The sequence below is a fragment of the Enterobacter cloacae complex sp. P38RS genome (assembly GCF_014930775.1).
Lineage (GTDB): Bacteria > Pseudomonadota > Gammaproteobacteria > Enterobacterales > Enterobacteriaceae > Enterobacter > Enterobacter bugandensis.
On sequence record NZ_JADBRS010000001.1, the window covers coordinates 593,598 to 614,133 of the forward strand.

Genomic DNA, 20,536 nt, shown 5'->3' on the forward strand with positions numbered 1-20,536 from the left:
GATGCAGAGGTACACCCATACTATCGTCGTATAGAATTTAAACTTTAATTTAACTCGCGCTTAACTTAGGGCTTCGGTCAGGAACCTGTTGTAAATCCGGATCATTTTATGAGGAAGGTTAACATGAGCAGCATTGATAAAAGCGGGACGTACGCGCTCGGAACGCGAACGGTGAAACGACTGGGCTACGGGGCAATGCAGCTTGCCGGGCCGGGCGTATTTGGCCCGCCGAAGGATAAACAGGCCGCGCTGGACGTGCTGCGCGAAGCCGTGGCGGCGGGTGTGAATCATATCGATACCAGCGATTTTTACGGCCCGCATGTGACGAACCAGCTGATCCGCGAGGCGCTTCATCCTTACCGGGACGATCTCACCCTCGTCACCAAGATCGGTGCCCGTCGCGATGAGAAAGGGGCCTGGCTGCCAGCCTTTTCCGCGCAGGAGCTAACCCAGGCGGTGCATGACAACCTGCGCAACCTGAAGCTGGACGTGCTGGACGTGGTGAACCTGCGGATCATGTTTAGCGCACACGGCCCGGCAGAAGGATCGATTGCTGAACCGCTTTCCACCCTCGCAGAATTACAGCTGCAGGGGCTGGTACGCCACATTGGCCTGAGCAACGTCACGGCCACGCAGGTGGCGGAAGCGCGGAAGATGGTGCAGGTCGTCTGCGTGCAGAACATGTACAACATTGTGAACCGCGGCGACGATGCGCTGGTAGATTTACTGGCGCAGCAGGGGATTGCGTATGTGCCGTTCTTCCCGTTGGGAGGCTTCACGCCACTGCAGTCCACCGGCCTGCAGGCCGTCGCGGATTCCCTGGGCGCAACGGCGATGCAGGTTGCGCTGGCATGGCTGCTGCAACGGTCGCCGAACATCCTGCTGATCCCCGGCACGTCATCCGTGGCGCATCTGCGGCAAAACCTCGCGGCGGGAGAGGTGCAATTGCCGCCTGAAGCACTTGAAAAGCTGAATGCGCTGATGGGTTAATCACAGCATGGGCAAAGCCGGAAGGACACTTCCAGGCTTTGCCTGCTCAGACTCCGCATTGACTTTTTTGTCTGTGAAGCGCTAACGCTTCTGCCACAATTTCCTGCTTGCTTTTTCGCGTCTCAAAGGCGGTGATTCTGATGTATTCCATCAGGTCAGGCTCAATGCGGGCGCTCAACATCCTGAGATCGGCCTCCTTTGCTAAACCGCGGGCAACTCGCTTGTCGGGATAGTCACGGGCTGGCATAGAAAACGTCCTCCAAAAGTCTTGATAATTCGTGCCCTAAAATATGCGTAATTCTGATATGTAAGTCAATTGATAGTGTTTCTATAGTGATTTGATAATCTTTTTTATATGAAGTGATTTTAAAAGTGTTCGCTAATGACTTTTTTATGACTTTCGGTTGGCCCATCTGCGATCGCCAGCAGAAGAGGTTGCTAAATTAAATCCGCTCAAACTTCAACGCGTTTGCGGTCTTTGTCGGAAATGACCTTGATCCTGTGCCGTAATCCGTAATACTGTGTTTATATACAGTATCTGGCGGGAAAGGCATTTATGGACACTCTCTTTTCTTATCATCCAAAGCAACTTATTGAATTACCTTTATATCTTGAGCGTGTTGCCTGTGGCTTTCCAAGCCCTGCGCAGGATTATGTGGAGGATCGTCTCGATCTTAACCGGCTGGCGGTCAGGCACCCCAGTGCGACCTACTTTATCAAAGTGAGCGGGGACTCCATGATCGGCGCAGGGATTAGCGACGGCGATCTGCTGGTGGTAGACCGCTCGTTAAATGCCGAGCACGGGGACATTGTTGTGGCGTCGGTCGGCGGCGAATTTACGGTGAAAGAGCTACAGACCCGCCCGGTTCTGCGGCTGCTGCCGCGTAATGCCCGCTATCAGCCGATCGCCTTTCAGTCCGAAGAGGAGCTGCAAATCTTCGGTGTCGTCACTCATACGCTCAAAACGCATAAACATGTTCGCGCTGGTTGATGTGAATAGCTTCTATGCCTCCTGCGAGAGGGTGTTTCGCCCCGATCTGGTGGGTAAGCCCATCGTGGTGGTGTCCAATAACGACGGCTGTATTATTTCGCTGTCGCGGGAGGCAAAGCAGTTCGGCATAAAAATGGGGGAGCCCTATTTTAAATTCAAAGAGAAGGGGTATCCGTCGCGGGTTTACGTCTTTAGCTCCAACTATGCGCTGTATGCCGATCTCAGCAGCCGGGTGATGCAGACGCTGACCGATCTCGCGCCGGCCATTGAGATCTACTCCATCGATGAAGCATTTGTGAACGTTTCGGGTGTCAGCAACTGCATCTCGCTGGAAGCATTCGGTCATCAGATGCGTACGCAGGTCTTTAAAAACACAGGCTTAAGTGTGGGCGTCGGGATTGCGCCGACTAAAACGCTGGCGAAGCTGGCCAACTATGCGGCGAAGCGGTGGTCAGCCACCGGTGGCGTGGTCGATCTCTCGGATCGTGGACGGCAGCGTAAGCTGCTGGCAAAGGTTCCGGTGGAGGAGGTGTGGGGCGTAGGACGACGTATCACGAAAAAGCTTAACGCGATGGGGATAACCACGGCGCTGGAGCTGGCGGAAGCGTCATCCTGGGTCATCCGCAAACATTTTAACGTGGTAATGGAGCGCACGGCGCGCGAGCTTCGAGGTGAGACCTGCCTCGATCTGGAAGAGTTTACTCCCACGAAGCAGCAAATTATCTGTAGTCGTTCGTTTGGACACCGTATTACGCAGTACGAGGAGATGCATCAGGCCATTTGCGCCTATGCAGAACGTGCTGCGGAAAAACTGCGTGGCGAGCATCAGTATTGCCGCTTTATCAGCGTGTTTGTGCGCACCAGCCCGCATGCCGACAACGAAATTTATTACGGCAATCAGGCTTCCGTCACCCTGATGACGCCCACCAATGATTCGCGCGATATCATTCGTGCCGCCACTGAGGCGCTGGGTCGTATCTGGCTTGACGGATATCGCTATATGAAAGCGGGGGTGATGCTGGCAGACTTTTTCAGCAGCGGCGTTGCCCAGCTGAATTTGTTTGACGATAACCGCCCGAGCGCCAACAGCGCCGCGCTGATGGAAACCATCGACAGCTTAAATCATTCCGGCAAAGGGAAAATATGGTTTGCCGGGCAGGGGATTGAGAAAGCCTGGGCGATGAAGCGGGAGATGCTGTCACCGGCCTATACGACGCGGTACGCGGATTTACCGGTGGCGAGGTAAAAGGCGGCTATGTGTGACAAAGAGCCGAAGACGGTTTACGGACGCCGCTCCTGTGCAGCGTCCATAGCATCAGGGTTAAGGGCTTACTCAACCGTTAATGTATCGACAACCTCAGCCACGCTTCTCACGCTGCGGATACTTCCTATCCCCGTGCCGAGCGAGATATAACCTTCATCGGTGTTATCTTCTAGCATGCCCAGGCGCAGGCCCCGCAATCCTCCCATCGCCTTGCCCAGCGCTTCATTGCTTGCGCCAGCTTTATCCATCGCCGCCAGTTTTTCCGCCAGCTTGCCGGGGAGAGAACGATAGTAGTGAGGGACGGTGCGGAAAAGCAGCAGGTCCAGGCCGTTGGCGGCAACAATTTTCTCTTTGACCTCCTGCGGCACGCGGCTTTCTGCGGTACTGATAAAGACCGAACCGGCAAACACGCCTTCCGCACCTAACGCATGCGCCGCTCTGGCGGTGCGGCGATCGGTAATACCGCCCGCCGCCATCACCGGAACATGCTTCACGGCATCGGCAATCAGCGGCACGATGGAAAAGGTACCAAGCGCTGTTGCGGGTAGCGTCCCGCCCTCGTCAAAACCGGTGGCGACGATAATGTCTGCCCCCATTTCTTCAGCCAGAAGGGTGTTCTCCGGCGTGGGATTGATGTCGCGGTAGATAATGGCAATACCCGCCTCTTTTAATTCACTGAACAGCGCAGGAATAATGCTGCCTTCACCATAGCCCGTATACACCACGGCCCTGACGCCTTCCTCTTTTATCACCTTAAGAATTGGCCCGGTCCAGACGTCATTAACGGCGGTGGGGATCAGGTTCACGCCGAAGGGTTTTTCGGTCAGCCGTTTGGTTTTGCGAATTTCTTCCCGCATTTTTTCGGCGGTCTCTTCCGGCGTGGAGACCGCGGTGTCGGCGGTTAAACCGGCATTAGGCCCCAGCACGCCGAGCCCTCCTGCATTGCTGACCGCGGCCACTAAACGGGCATCAGTAAGCCAGGATAATGGTCCCTGAATAACAGGCTTTTCGATACCCAGGATCTGACAGATACGGTTATTTTTCATAGCAGAACATTCCTCACGTTTGAATGGAGGAGAGTGTAGGGCGGAAGATTGTTAGGAAAAATAGCCAAAAAGATTCATCACTGTTATAAAATAAGTAACAATCCTGACATTCCTGTGACGGCAAAAGAGACAACCAATGCAACTAAATCTCTTTGAATCAATTAGAGTTTTCATTGAAATTGTCGAGTCGGGCAGCCTGACCCAGGCGGCGGAAAATCTGCAGATCCACCGTCCGGCGGTCACCAAAGCGTTACAGCATCTGGAGCAGCACAGCGGCACGCGTTTGCTGCAGAGAACAACGCGGCGGATTAGCCTGACGCCGGACGGAGAGGCGTTTTATCGCCGAAGTAAACCCCTGCTGGCGCAGGCGGACGATTTACTGGAGTCGTTTGGCACTGGCCGGGCAATACACGGTCAGTTGCGGGTGGATATGCCCATCGCTTTTGCGGCGCTGAGGGTCATACCCAACCTGCCGGATTTTTATCGTCAGCATCCTGAGATCGACATCATTCTGAGCAGCTCTGACCGCCGTCGGGATATGCTGCGCGATGGCCTGGACTGCGTGCTGCGAGTGGGGGAGCTGGACGATGGTGACTATGTCGCGCGCAAAATCGGGAACATTAAAATCACGACCTGTGCCAGCCCGGCCTGGCTGGCAAAACACGGTACGCCAGAAACGCTGGATGATTTATACAAACATCAGGCCATCAACTGGATTAATAACAACAGCAGAAAAATTCAACCCTGGACGTTTACTACGCCAGAAGGCATTGCGGAAATAACGTTGCCCGGCAAGCTGGTCGTGGATAACTCCGAAGCCTACATCGCGGCGGGCCTGGCCGGGTTAGGGTTAATACAGGGGATGAATCTTTTTCTGCAGCCCTATATTGACCGCGGCCAACTGGTTGAAGTGTTACCGGAGCATCGCTCCCCGGATCGTAAATTGTCGCTTCTCTATCCACACCGCCATCTCTCCCGCAAGGTGCGGGCCTTCACCGAGTGGCTGGAAAGTTTAGTGTAAAACCGCCACCGGAGAAGAGCCGCCAGTTCATGACACCGCGCGCCAATCTGTTCCATGGCATTCAGCAGGCGAGGCGTGGGTTCGTTTGCGCAGTTTAGCCGCAGCAGCTGACGGAGGATGAGATCCCCCGGATCCTGAGGAACCGTTTTGCGCTGACGGCTGTGTAATCTGCCGGGGAACGATTGAGCCTCAGCTCACCTTTCTTCTGCGGCTTTGCGCTGAGTCCCCCCACTGTAACAGCAGGCTAAACGACGCGGGTAATACGGTCAGCGTTACCAGCGTCGCGACCAGCAGCCCGCCGATAATCGCATAGGCCATTGGCCCCCAGAATACCTGATGAGAGATCGGGATCATGCCCAGAATGGCGGCGCAGGCGGTCAGACAGATGGGTCTGGCCCGATGCTCCGCGGCCGCCACAATCGCGGCATCGTTTGCCATCCCCTGAGCAAGATTACTGTCTACCTCGCTAATCAGTATCACCGCGTTACGCACGATCATCCCCGCCAGGGCGATGACGCCCAGCAGCGCGACAAATCCCATCGGCGTGCCGCCGGGCAGCATAGCCAGCACGATCCCCGGTAAACCAAACGGGGCCATCAGAAGCGCCAGCAGCATCCGGGAATATCGGCGCAACTGAAGCATCAGCAGCATCAACATGATGACAAGCGTCACCGGAAGAACGCTAAAAACGGAGCTGTTCCCCTTATCTGATTCGGCAACCGCGCCGCCTTCTTCTATGCTGTAACCGGCAGGCAGCTCCGCGCGCAGCGTGTCGATCGCCGGACGCAGCGCCGCCGATACCGCTTCGGCCCTCAGCCCCGGCGCGAGGTCAGTTTGCACCGTAATAAAAGGCAACCGCTGTCGACGCCAGATGACCGGATCGTCCACGCTCCAGTCCAGCGTCGCGACGGCGCTGAGCGGAATTTTTTTACCGTCATTCCCCTGAACGGTCAGCGAGGAGAGAGTGGCGGTGCTGTGACGTTCATTGTCCGTGGCCCGCAGTACCACGTCGACAAGGCGATCGTTATCCCTGACTGAAGTGACAACGCTGCCGGACCAGAGGGTATTCAAGGTGCGGGCGAGAGCTTCTGACGATATTCCTGCCGCCCTGGCCGCCGTCTGATTCACCTTCAGAGTAATGATCCTCTCCGGCTCTCCGGCCGTCTGGTTAACCTCGCGCGACAGCGGCGATTGGCCAATCGCGTCGGCCAGACGGTTCGCAAGCGCCCGGACCTGCAGATAATCAGGCCCGCTCACCCGGTATTTGATTGGCCAGCCGACGGGCGGCCCAAGCTCCAGGGGCGACACGCGCGTGATGATGTCGCTAAACTGCGCCGCCAGCAGCCTGTTCAACTGCCCATGCAGACGATCCCGCGCCTGAAGATCCTTCGCCACCACCACAATCTGGGCGATGTTTTCATTTTCCAGCAGCACGTCCATCGGCAGGTAAAAACGGATGGCTCCTGACCCGACGTACGTCGAGTAGCGCTCGACATTGCTGTTGCCGGCCAGCGCGTGTTCCAGCTTTTCCACCTCTCTTAACGTTTCGGGCTGCGACGCGTTGGCCGGAAGCGTCAGGCCGACCAGCAGCTCAGGCCGGTCCGACGCGGGGAAGAACTCACCCTGCATAAACGTCGTGCCGTACACGGACAGCCCCAGCGCGGAAAGCGCAATCAGCACGGTGGCGAGCCGGTGACGTAGCGCCAGCCCTAAAAGCCGCCCGTACCCGCGCGCGATCCTTCCAGGGCCTGCCGCGCGATGTCTGACCTTCTCCGGCAGCAGCCACGTGCCCGTCAGCGGCGAAAACAGGATCGCGACAGCCCAGGAGCAGAGCAGGGCAATCAGCACTACCGCAAACAGGGAAAAACAATATTCACCGGCGCTGGAGGCCGCAAAACCAACGGGAATAAACCCGGCAATCATCACCAGGGTTCCGGTGAGCATCGGGAAGGCCGTCGTTTTGAATGCATGGGTGGCCGCATGCCGACGGGAATCCCCGGCTTCCAGTCGGGAGACCATCGTTTCGACGGCGATCATGGCGTCATCCACCAGCAGACCCAGCGCAATGATCAGCGCCCCAAGCGAGATACGCTGAAGCCCGATGCCGGCGAGCATCATGCCGGCAAACGTCATGGCGAGCACCAGCGGAATGGCCGCAGCCACCACCAGCCCCGCCCGCAAACCCAGCGAGACAAATGAAACCGCCAGCACGATCACAACAGCTTCAATAAGCACCCGGACAAAACCACTTACCGCGTCACTGACCACCTCCGACTGATCGGCAACTTTCACCATCTCAATACCGTGCGGCAGCCCGGCGCTGAGGACTGTCATTCTGGCGTTCAGCGCGGCGCCAAAACGCAGCATGTTGCCCGTTGGCGCCATTGACACCGCCAGCCCGATGGCCGGTTTGCCGTTTACCCGGTACGCGGGGGCCGGCGGCTCGGCGGCTTCCCGGGTGACGGTGGCGATATCGGTCAGCGGAATATAGCGATTGTTAATGTGCAGCGTGACGGCGCGTAAACTCTCTTCGGACGTGAGCGCCCCGCTGACCTTGATCGCGATGTTCTCCTGCCCGGTACGCATAACGCCAGCTGGGACAACCGCGTTTTGCGCCCGCAGCGCATCGGCGACCGCCTGAATATCCAGTCCCATACCCGCCAGACGGGCCGGAGAAAAGGCGAGAACCATCTGATCCTGATGTTCGCCCAGCAGGGTGGTTTTGCCGATATCTGGCAAGGAGGCGAGCTCACGACGTATTGTCTCAACGCGATCCCGCACTTCCCGTAAGGTGTAGCCGTCGGGAATAAAGCCGTAAATCGTGCCGAACGTATCGTCAAATTCGTCGTTCACGGCAGGGCCTTGAACGCCTTCCGGTAAAGACGGCGCGATGTCCTGCATTTTTTTGCGGATCTGATACCAGATGTCCTGCACCATTTGCGGCGGGGTATTGTCACGGAGATTCACATGGATAACCACGCTCCCGGCACGGGTTTCACTTTCGAGATAATCAAGCCAGGGCGTTTCCTGCAGCTTTTTTTCAAGCGTATCGGTCAGCAGACGGGTGGTGTCCGTTACGGACGCGCCCGGCCACTGCGCGGAGACGACCGCCGTTTTAATGGTAAAAACCGGATCTTCATTACGCGGCAGTTTTTCATAGCAGAACACGCCCATCGCCACGATCAGCAGCATGAAGAAACTGACCATCTGCTGATGGTTAAGCGCCCATGCGGACAGGTTAAATTTCGCTTGCGGTTTCGTGTTCATGGCTGAACCTCCCCGGGTACCACCGGCTCTCCGGAACGGAGTTTGCTCACGCCAGCCGTAATCACCCGGTCGCCTGGCTCAAGGCCGGAGGCGATAATCACCGAGGAGGCCGTATAGCAGGCAGGCACCACCGCGCGCAGCTGCGCCTGCGAATGCGGGTTAATCACGAACACCGCCGGTCTATCTCCTGTTCGGCTCAGTGCCGATGCGGGAATGACGTAACCTCGCGGGCCAGTCGAGGGCAGGGTGACGGTGACGTTGGCACCCAGCGCTATCGCCGCTGGCGGGTTTATCAGGGTGGCTCTGACACGCCAGGTGCGGGTCTGAGGATCGGCCTGCGGGGTGATATCCCGCAGCACGGCAGATGCCTGTACCGACGGGTCGCTGAGCAGGGAAACCCGCAATTCCGCCTTATCCAGCGGCGGTATCGCATCGGGCGTGGCGATATCAAACGCTACGTCGCGGGCTTCGCCGGTTGCCAGCGTAAGCACCGTCTGTCCCGCGCTGACAACCTGGCCCGCAGAGGTGCTCACCTCGGTGATCGTGCCGGTTTGTGGAGCGATAAGGCGCGTCCAGCCAAGGCTTTCGCGGGCGTTACGCAACGCGGCCTCGCTGCTTTTTAATCGCGCGCGGGCGACAAGCCAGTCCGCGCGGGCGCTGTCGAGTTGCGTGCGGGCTATTGCGCCCGTCGGCATGAGCTTTTGCATTCGGCTGACGTTAAGCGCGGCAACCTGCGCTGAGGCTTTGGCCCCTTCATAGTCGGCCGTTGCGCTGTCGAGCTGATTTTGTCCGGTGGTATTTTCAAGTGTGGCCAGCAGCTGTCCGGCATTAACCCGATCGCCAATATCAACGCTGCGCGTCAGTATTCGCCCCCCGGTTTGAAAGCTCAGCGTCGTTTCATCGCGGGCATGGATCTCACCGGTCCTTTCCAGCGCGGGGAGGGTTTGGGCTGTACGTACGACGACGTAGCGCACCGTACGCACTGGGGCAGGCTTATTTTCCTGTTTGTCACCGCAGCCGGTGAGCGGAAAAATCACCAGCGCGAGCAGGACCAGAGGGAGAAAATTTACCCAGGAAAGAGTGCGCGCCACGCCGTACAGATGGTGCAGGCAGTGGCGGAGGGAGAGAACAAATTCGTCTGACATAACGCCGCTCCATAAAGATGAGGGCGTTATTAAATGCGCGCTACGTCGAGAAAGATTCGATGTTCTGTCAAGGGTTTATCAAGAGTGGATATTTTCATTACCGGACGGCTGCCAGGGTAACAAAATACGCACAGCAAGGCCGCCCGTTTCCGGTAATGAGGCCTCGATCGTGCCCCCATGTGCCTGACAAATCGCCCGGGCGATAGACAAACCGAGGCCGCTGCCGCCGGAATGCCGCGCGCGGGACTGCTCCTCACGGCTAAAGCGCTTAAACATGTCCGGTAAGAACTGGGGGGATACGCCCGGTCCGTCATCGTGAAATTCAATGGCGTAATGCCCGCTGGCGTAGTGCAGCGCCACCTCGAGATGGCCGCCTTCGCGCCCGTAGCGTAGTGCATTTTCCATAAGGATAGTAAATACCTGCCCCATGCGGAACGCATCGCCTCTGAACGGGAACGTACGCGGGTTACGCAGCGTAATCGTAAAATGATGCGCTTCGGCCTGCGGCATGATCCAGGCCGCCCGCTCCTGAATAAGCTCATCCAGAGAAAAGGCCTGCTCTTCCAGCACCAGATTTCCCGCGTCCGCTAACGAGAGAAGGTGAAGCTCATCGGTCAGGCGATTAAGATGCTGAAGCTGTTTCATCACCATTTCCAGCTGCATCGGGCTGGCATCAAACACACCGTCCAACATGCCCTGCAGACGACCAATGGCGGCCGTCAGGGGCGAACGCAGCTCGTGCGCCATCGCGACGTGCGAGGCGCGGAGCTCTTTTTCATAGCGGGCGAGTTGCCCCGTCATGGAGTTAAAGTCGTTTGCAAAGCTGACCATTTCCGCTGGCGCATCCTTGACCAGTTCAGCCTGACGGCCAAACTGCCCGTCGGCGACATCTTTGGCGGCATCGCGAAGACGGCTGAACTGCAGCGCCAGCGGTCGGGCGTGTTTTAACCCCATTACCACAATAAACGGGATCATCACCAGCACCAGCAGGGCCACCGTAACCCAGTCCGCAGAGGCGATGGATGGCGTGGAATAACTCAGCCCCCACCAGGTATCCACAATGCTGTGGAAGCGGGCCGGATCGGCCTGTGGGTTCTGGCTGAGCGTCAGAAATTCCTGCCGGACCGCCGCTGGCATTCTGCCCATTATCCAGTAGTTCTGTACCGCATAACGTAGCCACATGCAGGTGGCAATGACGATCACGCTGCCGATGGCCAGTGCCAGGATACGCGCGCAAATCCAGCGCCAGAGAGAGGAGTGCCGGTTTTTTATCATGGTTGTCTGAACCTGTATCCCACGCCGCGAACGTTAATCAACACGCCGGAAATACCCGCCGCTTCGAGTTTTTTACGCAGGTTATAAATATGGGTGTCCACCACGCGCTCCAGCGCCTCGCTTTCCGGCAGACAGTGTTCCAGCAGGTACTGACGGGAAAAGGGGCGTGCGGGAGAACGCAGCAGCGTTGCCAGAAGCGAGAATTCCGTTGGCGTAAGATCGAGCATCACGGGCGCGTCGCCACCGTTATCCACGCTCGCCACAATGGCGGCCACATCCACCTCCAGCGTTTGCCAGCGAAGGATCTCGTCGTCTGTCTCTTTTTTACTGCTGCGTCGCAGCACCGCCTGTACGCGAGCCACGACTTCTCCCGGATGATAGGGTTTCACAACATAATCATCGGCACCGTACCGCAGGGCACCAATGCGATCGGGGGTGTCGCCCATGGCGGTGACCATGATCACCGGTACATCGCTTTTACGACGCAGTCCGGCCAGCACTTCGGTGCCGTTAAGCCCGGGCAGCATCACGTCCAGCAGGATGAGGTCGGGTTTCCACCGCTGCGCCATATCCAGCCCGGAAAGACCGTCTCCGGTAATGGTGACATCGTAATTTTCACGACGTAAATAGGCTTCAAGCACGCCAGCCGCATCGGCGTCATCTTCAATAATCAGCACTCTTCTGGACAACATCCGTTCACCTTGACCGTTTCTTAACACTATCCCGACGATTCATTGATTTAGCCAAACCATACTGCGCCAACATTGTGTGGCAGACCCTGAATCAGCAGACGCCAGCGTCTGCGTGGAGAACAGTATGATAGCGATAAAAAAGGCCTGTATATGACCGTTCCGCTTCTGATGGCCGTTGCCTCAGGTGTGCAGGCGGATGATGACGCCGCTTCCGGCTCTTTAACCGTCGGGCTGGGCGGTCACTATGCCCCCCGTTATTCAGGCTCAGACAAGCAGGTGTGGCAGGTGGTTCCTGTGCTGCAGGGGCGCAAGGGTGCTTTCTTTATTGATGCACAAAAAGGAGTGGGATATGACCTGCAAAACGACAGCGGTTGGTACCTGGAACATACGCTGGGTTACGACCTCGGGAGGGCAGAGAAAAATTCTGGCTGGCGTGAGGGCGCAAACAATCTGAAAGGGATGGGGGACATTGATGCCACCCTGAATACCGGCCTTGCCGTCGGCTGGCAGGCTGCGTCCTGGCTAAGCGTTGAGGGTAAGGCGACGCTACCGTTAACGGACAGCCAGGGCGTAAGTTATCAGGCGTCCGTTACGTTGATTCCCCTACAAAACAGCGAGGACACGATCGCCCTTCAGTCTGCGGCTCTGTTTGGCGACAGCCGTTATCTGAATACCTGGTATGGGGTCAGCGAGCAGCAGAGCCGCCGCACCGGCTATCGCCGCTATTCAGCGCCGGGGGGATTTTATGGCGTCGACACCAGCCTGACCTGGAGCCATCAGTTCGATGCTCACTGGGGAACGGTCCTGAGCGCGGACTATACCTGGCTTGGCGACCATGCGAATGAAAGCCCAATAGTGATGCGGCGCAATGAGGGGTCTGCAACCGCCGCTATCACCTGGACATTTTAAAATCGCGGAGCACGAGCGGACGAGAAGATTATTTCTTCTTATCCATCATCGCTTTTAAATCGGCAAACGGGTTAAACGTAGCGACACCCACGTCTTTTTGCGCGTCTTCACCGGCGACCACGGTGGTGCCGTACTGATCCGCTTCGGTGTATTTCGAATGCTCGTGATCGTGACAAAACAGGCACAACAGCTCCCAGTTGCTGCCATCTTCCGGGTTGTTAGTATGGTCATGATCGATATGGTGAACCGTCAATTCACGCAGGTTGGAATAGACGAACTCCCGCGAGCAGCGTCCGCAGACCCACGGATAGATTTTTAATGCTTTCTCGCGATAGCCGCTTTCCAGTCGCGCGTAGTTTTTGGGGATCAGAGCCATTGCCGGTTTTACCTGCCATGAAAAAAGTGGGGGATATTATATCCATTATGGAGCGGAATGACGAACCCCTCTATTCCGTCAATTTATTTGATGCTTTCCGTTAAATAAACGGCATTTATTCTTACCGGGTAATGCGTAAAGTGGACAGAACGCAACGCATTATCAGGACACAGGGTTATGAAAAAGATCGGGTTTTTATCGTTTGGTCACTGGACGCCTTCTCCGCAGTCCGGCACGCGCTCGGCGGCAGACACGCTGCTGCAGTCCATCGACCTGGCCGTGGCCGCTGAAGAGCTGGGCGCGGACGGCGCCTATTTCCGCGTGCACCACTTCGCCCGTCAGCTTAGCTCGCCGTTCCCTCTGCTGGCGGCAATAGGCGCGAAAACGAAAACCATTGAAATCGGTACGGGCGTGATTGATATGCGCTATGAAAACCCGATGTATATGGCCGAGGATGCGGGCGCGGCAGATCTGATCTCCGGCGGCCGTTTGCAGCTTGGCATCAGCCGCGGCTCCCCGGAGCAGGTCATTGATGGCTGGCGTCATTTCGGCTATGTCCCGCAGGAAGGGGAAAACGAATCGGATATGGCGCGCCGTCATACCGAGGTGCTGCTTGAGGTGCTGCGCGGCGAAGGGTTTGCAAAGCCGAATCCACAGCCGATGTTCCCCAATCCGCCTGGGCTGCTGCGCCTGGAACCGTATTCTGAAGGGCTGCGGGAGCGTATCTGGTGGGGCGCCGGTTCAAATGCGACGGCGGTATGGGCCGCTAAGCTCGGCATGAACCTGCAAAGCTCAACCCTGAAAGACGACGAAACCGGCGAACCGTTCCATATTCAGCAGGCAAAACAGATCCGCGCGTACCGTCAGGCGTGGAAAGAGGCAGGGCATGCGCGCGAGCCGCGCGTCTCGGTCAGCCGCAGTATTTTTGCCCTGATGGACGACCGCGACCGGATGTACTTCGGCGCCAGCCGCAACGACAGCGATAGCGTGGGGTATCTTGATGAAAAAACGCGCGCGATCTTCGGGCGCAGCTATGCCGCGGAGCCTGACAGGCTGATTGAACAGCTGAAGAAGGACGAGGCGATTGCCGAGGCTGATACGTTATTACTGACCGTACCGAACCAGCTCGGTGTGGATTACAATGCGCACGTGATTGAGTCCATTCTCAAACATGTCGCACCGGCAATGGGCTGGCGCGATTAAGTATTCCGCCGTCAGCCGTGAGATCGTAATGGAAAATCTGGCCCTCTGGTATCGCCGTTTTGGCGAGCCAGAATCTGTTCTGCAACCTGAAACCGCGCCGCCGGGCGCGCTTGCGCCGGGCTACCTCCGCGTGCAAATGCTGTATGCGCCGGTGAACGCGTCCGATCTCATTCCCATTACCGGCGCTTACCGCCACAGAACCCCGCTGCCCGCCGTCGCGGGGTATGAAGGCGTCGGCGTTGTCATTCAGGCGCCCGCGTCTTTTGCATATCTGCAGGGTAAACGCGTTCTGCCGCTGCGCGGGCAGGGCACCTGGCAGCGCTATGCGGATTGCCCGGCAGAGTATGCGATACCCGTGCCGGATGATGTCGATTCACGCCTGGCCGCGCGGGCCTATATCAACCCGCTGGCGGCGCAGATGATGTTGAGCCACTATCCACCGCGGGGAAAGCGGGTGCTGCTCACGGCCGCCGGTTCGGATTGCGCTATTATGCTCGGGCAGTGGGCGCGTCTGGCGGAGGCAGAGGCGGTGTACGGTATTCATCGTTCGCCCGTTCACGCTGAACGGCTGGCGGCGATGGGGATCGTTCCTGTCGCACAGCATGACATGCAGCGGATTCTCTCCGTTGCCGCGCGTGCCGACGTCGTTTACGATGCAACCGGCGGGGCGCTGGCGGAAGCGATCCTGAGCGTGCTGCCGGAGCAGGGCATATTTGTCTGCTACGGGCTGCTCTCCGGGCAGACCTTCCGCCAGCAGCGGCCCCTGCCGCGCGTGGCGTGGTTCCATATTCGTAACTATCTGGATGGGCTCAGCGCAGAGGCGTGGCGCGCGGCGTTCGATCAAATCTGGCCCCGGATGCGCGCCAGTGAATACAGCCCCGGAACGGTGTACCCTCTGACGGACTGGCAGAGGGCACTCAGGGCTTACCGTGAAGGAGGAAGGGCAAGCAAGCCCCTCATGTCGATGGCGGAATGACGGCTATTGATGGCTCATATCGCTCAGCAGCACGGCGATGCTTTGCCCGCCCGCCGTCTGTTCCAGACCAATCTTTACGATGATGGTCAGCGGAACGGAGAGCAGCATGCCTACGGGACCGAGCAGCCAGCCCCAGAAAATCAGGGACAAAAAGACGACCAGCGTCGAAAGCCCCAGCCCACGCCCCATCATTCGTGGTTCAAGAATATTCCCGAATACCAGGTTAATCGCCAGATAGCCGGCCAGCAGAATCAGCGCATCATAAAATCCGCTGAACACCAGCACCTGAAGAATAGGGGGGATTGCCGCCAGCACGGAGCCGATGTTAGGAATGTAGTTGAGCGCAAATGCCAGTAACCCCCAGACGAACGCAAAGCGGACGTCCAGCGCCACCAGCATTCCCCAGACCACCACCCCGGTGACCAGGCTGATGACGGTTTTCAGTACCAGATAGCGTGAAACGCTGTCCAGCGCGCGCTGAATAGCGCCCATTCCTTCAACCGGACGAACCATGATTTGCTGTAACTTTGCGGGTAGCTGTGGCACCTCCAGCAGCATGAACACCACCGTTAAAAACAGCAGGAAAATGGAGGTCATGGCATTGGAAAGCTGCGTCAGCAGGCCTGTGACGATGGTCATGGCCGCATTAGGGTCGATATATTTAAGAAGCTCCTCAACCGAAACTTCTATTCCCGCGCGCTGAAGCCAGGGCTCAAGCTGCAGCAGCGGTATCGCCAGCGAGGAACGGTATTTCGGCAGCGTTCGCGCCAGTTCGTTCAGCGAGGTACCCAGATACGCAACCAGTAACACCATGGCGAAAATAATGACGCTAATTAGCAGGGTAATTGCCAGCACGCGCGGGATGCGCAGCCGCGTCATGCGCCGGACCAGTGGGTTAAGGATCACCGCAACAAACAGGGCCAGAATAAAGGGCACAATGATGTCGGCGGCAAAACGAACGCCCGTGAGTATGATCACCAGCATGCCCAGCATGATGACAATTTTTAACCCGTTCAGGGTAATAATGGGTTTAGCCATGGTGACTCCAAAAAACGCTTTTTATTTATAATAGAGGGTAAACGTCCTGCAATAAACTAACCAAAATCAAACGGGATGGGTAAAGAATTGAAAAGACTTTGAGTAAAATCTTCAGTTATGGTACAAATTTGGCGTGTTCAACTACCGAGGACAATTTTCATCCGCACAGACGAGAAGCAACAACGCGGATAATTGTAATTTTATGGACAATTTGTTCAGTACCTATTCTTCAAACAACGCTGCTCTATTTTCTACCTCCTTCTGCCTGATTGCTGGTGAGCAACACTGGCGCACCGCACTATAGTCACCTCTTCTGCCTGAGCTGGCGCTACGCGCTTAGCTGTCTGATTTAATTTCATATTTTTTTGGTTTGCTGCATGCGGCGGGCCACGATGGATTATATTCTCAAGCAGGAGAAAAACATGTTTTACTGGATCTTATTAGCCCTGGCTATCCTCGCTGAAATTACCGGCACGCTGTCAATGAAATGGGCAAGCGTCAGCGAGGGCAATACCGGTTTTATTTTAATGCTGGTGATGATATCCCTTTCCTATATTTTCCTCTCATTTGCGGTGAAGAAAATTGCGCTGGGTGTGGCCTATGCGCTGTGGGAAGGGATCGGTATTTTATTGATTACGCTGTTCAGCGTTCTGATATTCGACGAAACATTAACAACAATGAAGGTCGCCGGGTTAACGACGCTGGTCGCGGGTATCGTGCTGATTAAATCAGGTACCCGTAAACCGACAAAACAGCAGAAGGAGCAGAACCATGCAACAGTTTGAATGGGTTCATGCGGCCTGGCTGGGCTTCGCCATCGTGCTGGAAATTCTGGCGAACGTTCTGCTGAAATTCTCTGACGGTTTTCGCCGTAAGGTTTATGGCCTGATGTCGATTGCCGCAGTGCTGGGGGCGTTCAGCGCCCTGTCACAGGCGGTCAAAGGTATCGATCTGTCCGTGGCCTATGCGCTGTGGGGCGGTTTTGGTATCGCCGCCACCCTGGCCGCAGGGTGGGTGCTTTTCGGGCAGCGTTTAAATAATAAAGGCTGGATAGGACTGATCTTGCTGCTGGCGGGCATGATCATGATAAAACTCGCCTGATCAATCGGTAACCCTGATTCACAGACAGCCGCGCTGGCTTACTCTTTAGCCAGCGCTTCCAGCTTATCGCGAAAACCGGTGACGGATAAGGCCCGGTTATCGGCTCGCCAGCGGTCTTTCGCCGCCGGGGCGGAGCTTTGAACCCCAATCAACTGCCAGCCGTTATCGGTTTTCAGCATCAGCGGTGAACCGCTGTCGCCCGGCAACGTATCGCACTGATGGGAAAGCACGCTGGTCTGCGCCCAGCCCGTCACGATACAGTCCGTGTGGGTGTAAAGCGCATCCAGATGATCGACCGGGTAGCCTGACTGCGTTACCTTGCGGTCGGCAGCTTTCAGCGCGGCGGTGAGCGCCGCTTTATCGCCGTCAAATAACGGCAGCGGCGTAATGCCCGAAGGCGGGTAGCGCAAAATAATCAGGCCAAAATCCCACGAGGCTGCCGCGGGCGGCACAATCCAGCCGTCTCCATCCGGTTTAAGACGCTTCCCAAGAGAAGCATCAACCCGGCCTTCAATGCCGTGGATTTCATAGCGCCAGATCCCTTTTTGCGACACAAATCGTAAGACAACCGCTTTGTCTGGCTTACCGTTGGGTGGCGTCAACAGGCAGTGGCCCGCCGTCAGCGCTAATTGCGGGGTGATTAACGTCGCGGTACACAGGTTGCCGCTGGCGGTTTCCAGTTGGCCTATAGCGTCCCAGGGAGCCTGGGTAGGATCGGTGACGCGAGTACGATCGTCATGACCGAAAAAAAGCGTCTTTAGCTCTTTCGCGCTAATGGCGTTATCACCGCCATCATCCGCCTGTGAAAATCCAGAAAAAAGGCCAAACGTTCCCAGCAACAACACAACAGATTTACGCATATCACACTCTGGTGGGGGTAATTATGATTATTAAAAGTGAACCCTATGAAAATACTATAGACGGGACGGCGCTAAAGTGGGAGTAAAATCAGCGTGCTACAGTCAGGAAAGATAAAAGCGGCTTGCGATGAGCGCGCATAAAATAAGCAGGATAAGAATCAGCTCAAACCGATAGCGTCGCAGCATACGCCCTCCGGATAAAAAAAACGGCGCAGAACCTTTTCCGGTTCAGCGCCGGTTTACCAACGTGCCCCGCAGGGCACGGTTAAGCTTGTACGCTTACGCAGCTGGCTGTGCAGCTGGTTTAGCAGCTTCGTGTTTTACTGCTTTTTTGTGATGCTTTTTCGCAGCCTGGGCTTTCTGCTCTACGGCTGGTTTAGCGGCTTTCTTGTGGTGCTTTTTCGCAGCCTGAGCTTTCTGCTCTACGGCTGGTTTAGCGGCTTTTTTGTGGTGCTTTTTAGCTGCCTGTGCTTTTTGCTCTGCAGCCGGTTTAGCGGCTTTGTGGTGTTTCTTGTGATGTACGGTTTTTGCTGGCGCCGCGGTGGTCGTTGCAGCAGGCGCAGCAGCAGCTGGTGCAGCAGTGGTTTCAGCAGCAAACGCAGCAGAAGACAGACCCATAGCAGCGGCAACAACCAGAGCTAATACTTTTTTCATGTTCATACCCTCGAATTTGGTTTTTCATTTAACCCCACTGCGGGGCCGTTGAAATAACTATATCCCTGTAAATTCGGGGTTTCCGTGAGTGATTGGTATCGGCGTGTAACCATATGTACAAGGCCGGGGAAGAACCCCGGCCTTATCATTACAGGTAGCGTGAGGTCAGGTGTTCGCGGAAGTAGCGGATATTCAGATCTTCACCCGTCGCCTGGGTGATTAACTGCGACGTGCTAAAGCGGCTACCGTGCTGCCAGATGTTCTGACGCAGCCACTCAAAGAGGGCGGAAAAATCCCCTTCAGCGATGGAGGACGCCAGTCCCGGAAGCGCGGTCTTTGCAGCATGGAACAGCTGCGCGGCATACATTGCGCCCAGCGTGTACGACGGGAAGTAACCAAAACCGCCGTCGGTCCAGTGGATATCCTGCATGCAGCCGTTGCGGTAGTTATCTTTGGTGGATAATCCGAGCCAGGCCTGCATTTTCTCATCCCACAGGGCGGGGATATCGTCCACCTCGATCTCGCCGTTGATCAGCGCGCGCTCAATCTCATAGCGCAGCACCACGTGTGCCGGGTAGCTCACTTCGTCGGCATCGACGCGGATATAGCCCGGCTTCACGCGCTGGTTCCAGGCGATAAAGTTCTCTTCGCTGAACGCCGCCTGGCTGCCAAAGCGGGCGTGAACGGCTGGGAGGAGGTGCTTAAGGAAGGCTTCGCTGCGTCCCAGCTGCATCTCAAAGAACAGGCTCTGGGATTCATGGATCGCGGTTGAGCGTGCCAGGGCAATCGGCTGGCCTGCCCACGCGCGCGGCAGGTTTTGTTCGTAGCGCGCGTGTCCGGTTTCGTGGATCACGCCAAACAGCGCGCTGAGCAGCTCGTCCTCATCATAGCGCGTGGTAATGCGCACGTCTTCCGGCACGCCGCCGCAGAACGGGTGCGCACTTACGTCGAGGCGACCGCCGTTAAAATCGAAGCCGAGCATCTTCATGGCTTCCAGACCCAGTTCGCGCTGGGTTGCCGTCGGGAAGGGGCCCTGCGGCGGAACGAATGACCGCTGAGCCTGTTTCTCCACCGCGCTTGCCAGCAGGTCCGGCAGCCAGGTTTTCATATCACCAAACAGCACGTCCAGGCGCGCGCTGGTCATGTCCGGTTCAAAAATATCCAGCAGCGCGTCGTACGACGTACAGCCTTTGGCTTCTGCGCGCAGGCGGGCTTCTTCACGGCTGAGTTTCACCACTTCTTTCAGGTTGGCGGAAAAGCCCTGCCAGTCGTTCGCGGGACGCTGCGTACGCCAGGCATGCTCGCATCTGCTGCCCGCCAGGGATTTGGCTTCCACCAGCGATTCCGGCAGCAGGGTAGCCTGCTGATACTGTCGCGTCATTTCCCGCAGGTTGGCCTGTTCGACGTCATTCAGATCTTCCCCTGCTGCGGCCGCTAACAGGTCGCCGACTTTTTTATCGGTCAGGATCTGATGTTGCAGGACGCTCATCTCTGCCAGCGCTTCACCGCGTGCGGCGCTGCCGCCTGGCGGCATCATGGTGAACATGTCCCAGCTGGCGATGGAGGAGAGATGCGAGAAGCGTGAGAGGCGCTGGAAGGTTTTCACAAGTGACTGATAGGCGGATGTTTTTTGCAATTCTTATTTCCTCTTGCCAGGGATGTGTTTCAGGGAGCATACAATGAAACAGACCAAATTCCCCAACATTTCCCACACGGAGGAAATCTATG

21 protein-coding genes and 1 pseudogene are annotated in these 20,536 nt (G+C 56.9%); 9 read left to right on the top strand and 13 right to left on the bottom strand.

The window, feature by feature from the left end; translation table 11 throughout:
* The first annotated feature begins 123 nt into the window (after nt 1–123).
* A complete protein-coding gene (locus IM303_RS02925) occupies nt 124–990 on the top strand; it encodes an aldo/keto reductase family oxidoreductase (RefSeq protein WP_193359563.1) in 867 nt (288 codons plus the stop codon).
* Nucleotides 991–1,036: 46 nt separating this feature from the next.
* On the opposite strand, the gene IM303_RS02930 is transcribed toward IM303_RS02925, so the two are convergent.
* Nucleotides 1,037–1,237 carry a hypothetical protein gene (locus IM303_RS02930; RefSeq protein WP_028012954.1) on the bottom strand — a complete coding sequence of 67 codons (201 nt, stop codon included), beginning with the start codon at nt 1,235–1,237 and terminating at the stop codon, nt 1,037–1,039.
* Between the two features lie 309 nt (nt 1,238–1,546).
* On the opposite strand from IM303_RS02930, the gene umuD reads away from it, so the two are divergent.
* Together umuD and umuC are read left to right on the top strand one after the other, a co-directional pair.
* A complete protein-coding gene (umuD, locus tag IM303_RS02935; RefSeq protein ID WP_028012955.1) occupies nt 1,547–1,981 on the top strand; it encodes a translesion error-prone DNA polymerase V autoproteolytic subunit in 435 nt (144 codons plus the stop codon).
* Nucleotides 1,965–3,227 (top strand): translesion error-prone DNA polymerase V subunit UmuC, encoded by a 1,263-nt coding sequence (gene umuC / locus IM303_RS02940; protein ID WP_028012956.1) that lies wholly within the window; start codon nt 1,965–1,967, stop codon nt 3,225–3,227. Before umuD ends, umuC begins: the two co-directional genes overlap by 17 nt.
* 83 nt (nt 3,228–3,310) lie before the next feature.
* Here umuC and IM303_RS02945 read toward each other — a convergent pair whose 3' ends face one another.
* The gene (locus IM303_RS02945; RefSeq protein ID WP_048999459.1) at nt 3,311–4,291 is read right to left on the bottom strand and encodes a nitronate monooxygenase family protein; all 981 of its coding nucleotides are present in this window, start codon (nt 4,289–4,291) and stop codon (nt 3,311–3,313) included.
* Nucleotides 4,292–4,427: 136 nt separating this feature from the next.
* Between IM303_RS02945 and IM303_RS02950 the strand changes: the two genes are divergently transcribed.
* A complete protein-coding gene (locus tag IM303_RS02950) occupies nt 4,428–5,312 on the top strand; it encodes a LysR family transcriptional regulator (protein WP_045261464.1) in 885 nt (294 codons plus the stop codon).
* On the opposite strand, the pseudogene IM303_RS22355 reads toward IM303_RS02950, so the two are convergent.
* From IM303_RS22355 to IM303_RS02970, 5 genes and pseudogenes are all read right to left on the bottom strand, one after another.
* Nucleotides 5,246–5,428: pseudogene (locus IM303_RS22355) on the bottom strand (hypothetical protein); the annotation flags it as partial. The gene IM303_RS02950 and the pseudogene IM303_RS22355 overlap by 67 nt on opposite strands.
* Nucleotides 5,429–5,501: 73 nt before the next feature.
* Nucleotides 5,502–8,579, bottom strand: a complete 3,078-nt coding sequence (locus tag IM303_RS02955; RefSeq protein ID WP_048999458.1) for an efflux RND transporter permease subunit — start codon at nt 8,577–8,579, stop codon at nt 5,502–5,504.
* On the bottom strand, nt 8,576–9,724 hold the full coding sequence (locus IM303_RS02960; RefSeq protein WP_048999457.1) for an efflux RND transporter periplasmic adaptor subunit: 1,149 nt from the start codon (nt 9,722–9,724) through the stop codon (nt 8,576–8,578). The genes IM303_RS02955 and IM303_RS02960 overlap by 4 nt, the downstream gene beginning before the upstream one ends.
* A 78-nt stretch (nt 9,725–9,802) precedes the next feature.
* Nucleotides 9,803–10,999, bottom strand: coding sequence for a cell wall metabolism sensor histidine kinase WalK (locus IM303_RS02965; protein WP_047368442.1), 1,197 nt, complete (start codon nt 10,997–10,999; stop codon nt 9,803–9,805).
* Nucleotides 10,996–11,691 (bottom strand): response regulator, encoded by a 696-nt coding sequence (locus IM303_RS02970; RefSeq protein ID WP_028012960.1) that lies wholly within the window; start codon nt 11,689–11,691, stop codon nt 10,996–10,998. The genes IM303_RS02965 and IM303_RS02970 overlap by 4 nt, the downstream gene beginning before the upstream one ends.
* Before the next feature lie 150 nt (nt 11,692–11,841).
* Here IM303_RS02970 and IM303_RS02975 point away from each other — a divergent pair, with 150 nt between their 5' ends.
* Nucleotides 11,842–12,600: a MipA/OmpV family protein gene (locus tag IM303_RS02975; protein ID WP_193359564.1), complete on the top strand. Its 759-nt coding sequence runs from the start codon at nt 11,842–11,844 to the stop codon at nt 12,598–12,600.
* 28 nt (nt 12,601–12,628) lie between these two features.
* On the opposite strand, the gene yajD is transcribed toward IM303_RS02975, so the two are convergent.
* Nucleotides 12,629–12,976, bottom strand: a complete 348-nt coding sequence (gene yajD / locus IM303_RS02980; protein WP_003857471.1) for an HNH nuclease YajD — start codon at nt 12,974–12,976, stop codon at nt 12,629–12,631.
* Between the two features lie 177 nt (nt 12,977–13,153).
* On the opposite strand from yajD, the gene IM303_RS02985 reads away from it, so the two are divergent.
* Nucleotides 13,154–14,179: an LLM class flavin-dependent oxidoreductase gene (locus IM303_RS02985; RefSeq protein ID WP_041910262.1), complete on the top strand. Its 1,026-nt coding sequence runs from the start codon at nt 13,154–13,156 to the stop codon at nt 14,177–14,179.
* Nucleotides 14,180–14,207: 28 nt separating this feature from the next.
* Nucleotides 14,208–15,155, top strand: a complete 948-nt coding sequence (locus tag IM303_RS02990) for a zinc-dependent alcohol dehydrogenase family protein (RefSeq protein WP_048999456.1) — start codon at nt 14,208–14,210, stop codon at nt 15,153–15,155.
* Between the two features lie 3 nt (nt 15,156–15,158).
* On the opposite strand, the gene IM303_RS02995 is transcribed toward IM303_RS02990, so the two are convergent.
* Nucleotides 15,159–16,193 (bottom strand): AI-2E family transporter, encoded by a 1,035-nt coding sequence (locus tag IM303_RS02995; protein ID WP_041910260.1) that lies wholly within the window; start codon nt 16,191–16,193, stop codon nt 15,159–15,161.
* A 422-nt stretch (nt 16,194–16,615) separates the two neighbouring features.
* Between IM303_RS02995 and mdtJ the strand changes: the two genes are divergently transcribed.
* Together mdtJ and mdtI are read left to right on the top strand one after the other, a co-directional pair.
* Nucleotides 16,616–16,978, top strand: a complete 363-nt coding sequence (gene mdtJ, locus IM303_RS03000; protein ID WP_028012965.1) for a multidrug/spermidine efflux SMR transporter subunit MdtJ — start codon at nt 16,616–16,618, stop codon at nt 16,976–16,978.
* On the top strand, nt 16,965–17,294 hold the full coding sequence (mdtI, locus tag IM303_RS03005) for a multidrug/spermidine efflux SMR transporter subunit MdtI (RefSeq protein ID WP_028012966.1): 330 nt from the start codon (nt 16,965–16,967) through the stop codon (nt 17,292–17,294). The genes mdtJ and mdtI overlap by 14 nt, the downstream gene beginning before the upstream one ends.
* 38 nt (nt 17,295–17,332) lie before the next feature.
* On the opposite strand, the gene IM303_RS03010 is transcribed toward mdtI, so the two are convergent.
* The 4 genes from IM303_RS03010 to IM303_RS03020 all read right to left on the bottom strand — a co-directional run bounded on the left by IM303_RS03010 (nt 17,333) and on the right by IM303_RS03020 (nt 20,444).
* On the bottom strand, nt 17,333–18,154 hold the full coding sequence (locus tag IM303_RS03010) for a serine protease (RefSeq protein WP_028012967.1): 822 nt from the start codon (nt 18,152–18,154) through the stop codon (nt 17,333–17,335).
* Nucleotides 18,155–18,256: 102 nt separating this feature from the next.
* Nucleotides 18,257–18,340, bottom strand: a complete 84-nt coding sequence (locus IM303_RS22360) for a hypothetical protein (protein ID WP_023617729.1) — start codon at nt 18,338–18,340, stop codon at nt 18,257–18,259.
* A 93-nt stretch (nt 18,341–18,433) separates the two neighbouring features.
* Entirely contained in the window at nt 18,434–18,808 is a 375-nt protein-coding gene (gene asr, locus IM303_RS03015; protein ID WP_032642591.1) for an acid resistance repetitive basic protein Asr, read from the bottom strand.
* 148 nt (nt 18,809–18,956) lie between these two features.
* Nucleotides 18,957–20,444 carry a carboxypeptidase M32 gene (locus IM303_RS03020; RefSeq protein ID WP_048999455.1) on the bottom strand — a complete coding sequence of 496 codons (1,488 nt, stop codon included), beginning with the start codon at nt 20,442–20,444 and terminating at the stop codon, nt 18,957–18,959.
* Nucleotides 20,445–20,536: the final 92 nt, after the last annotated feature.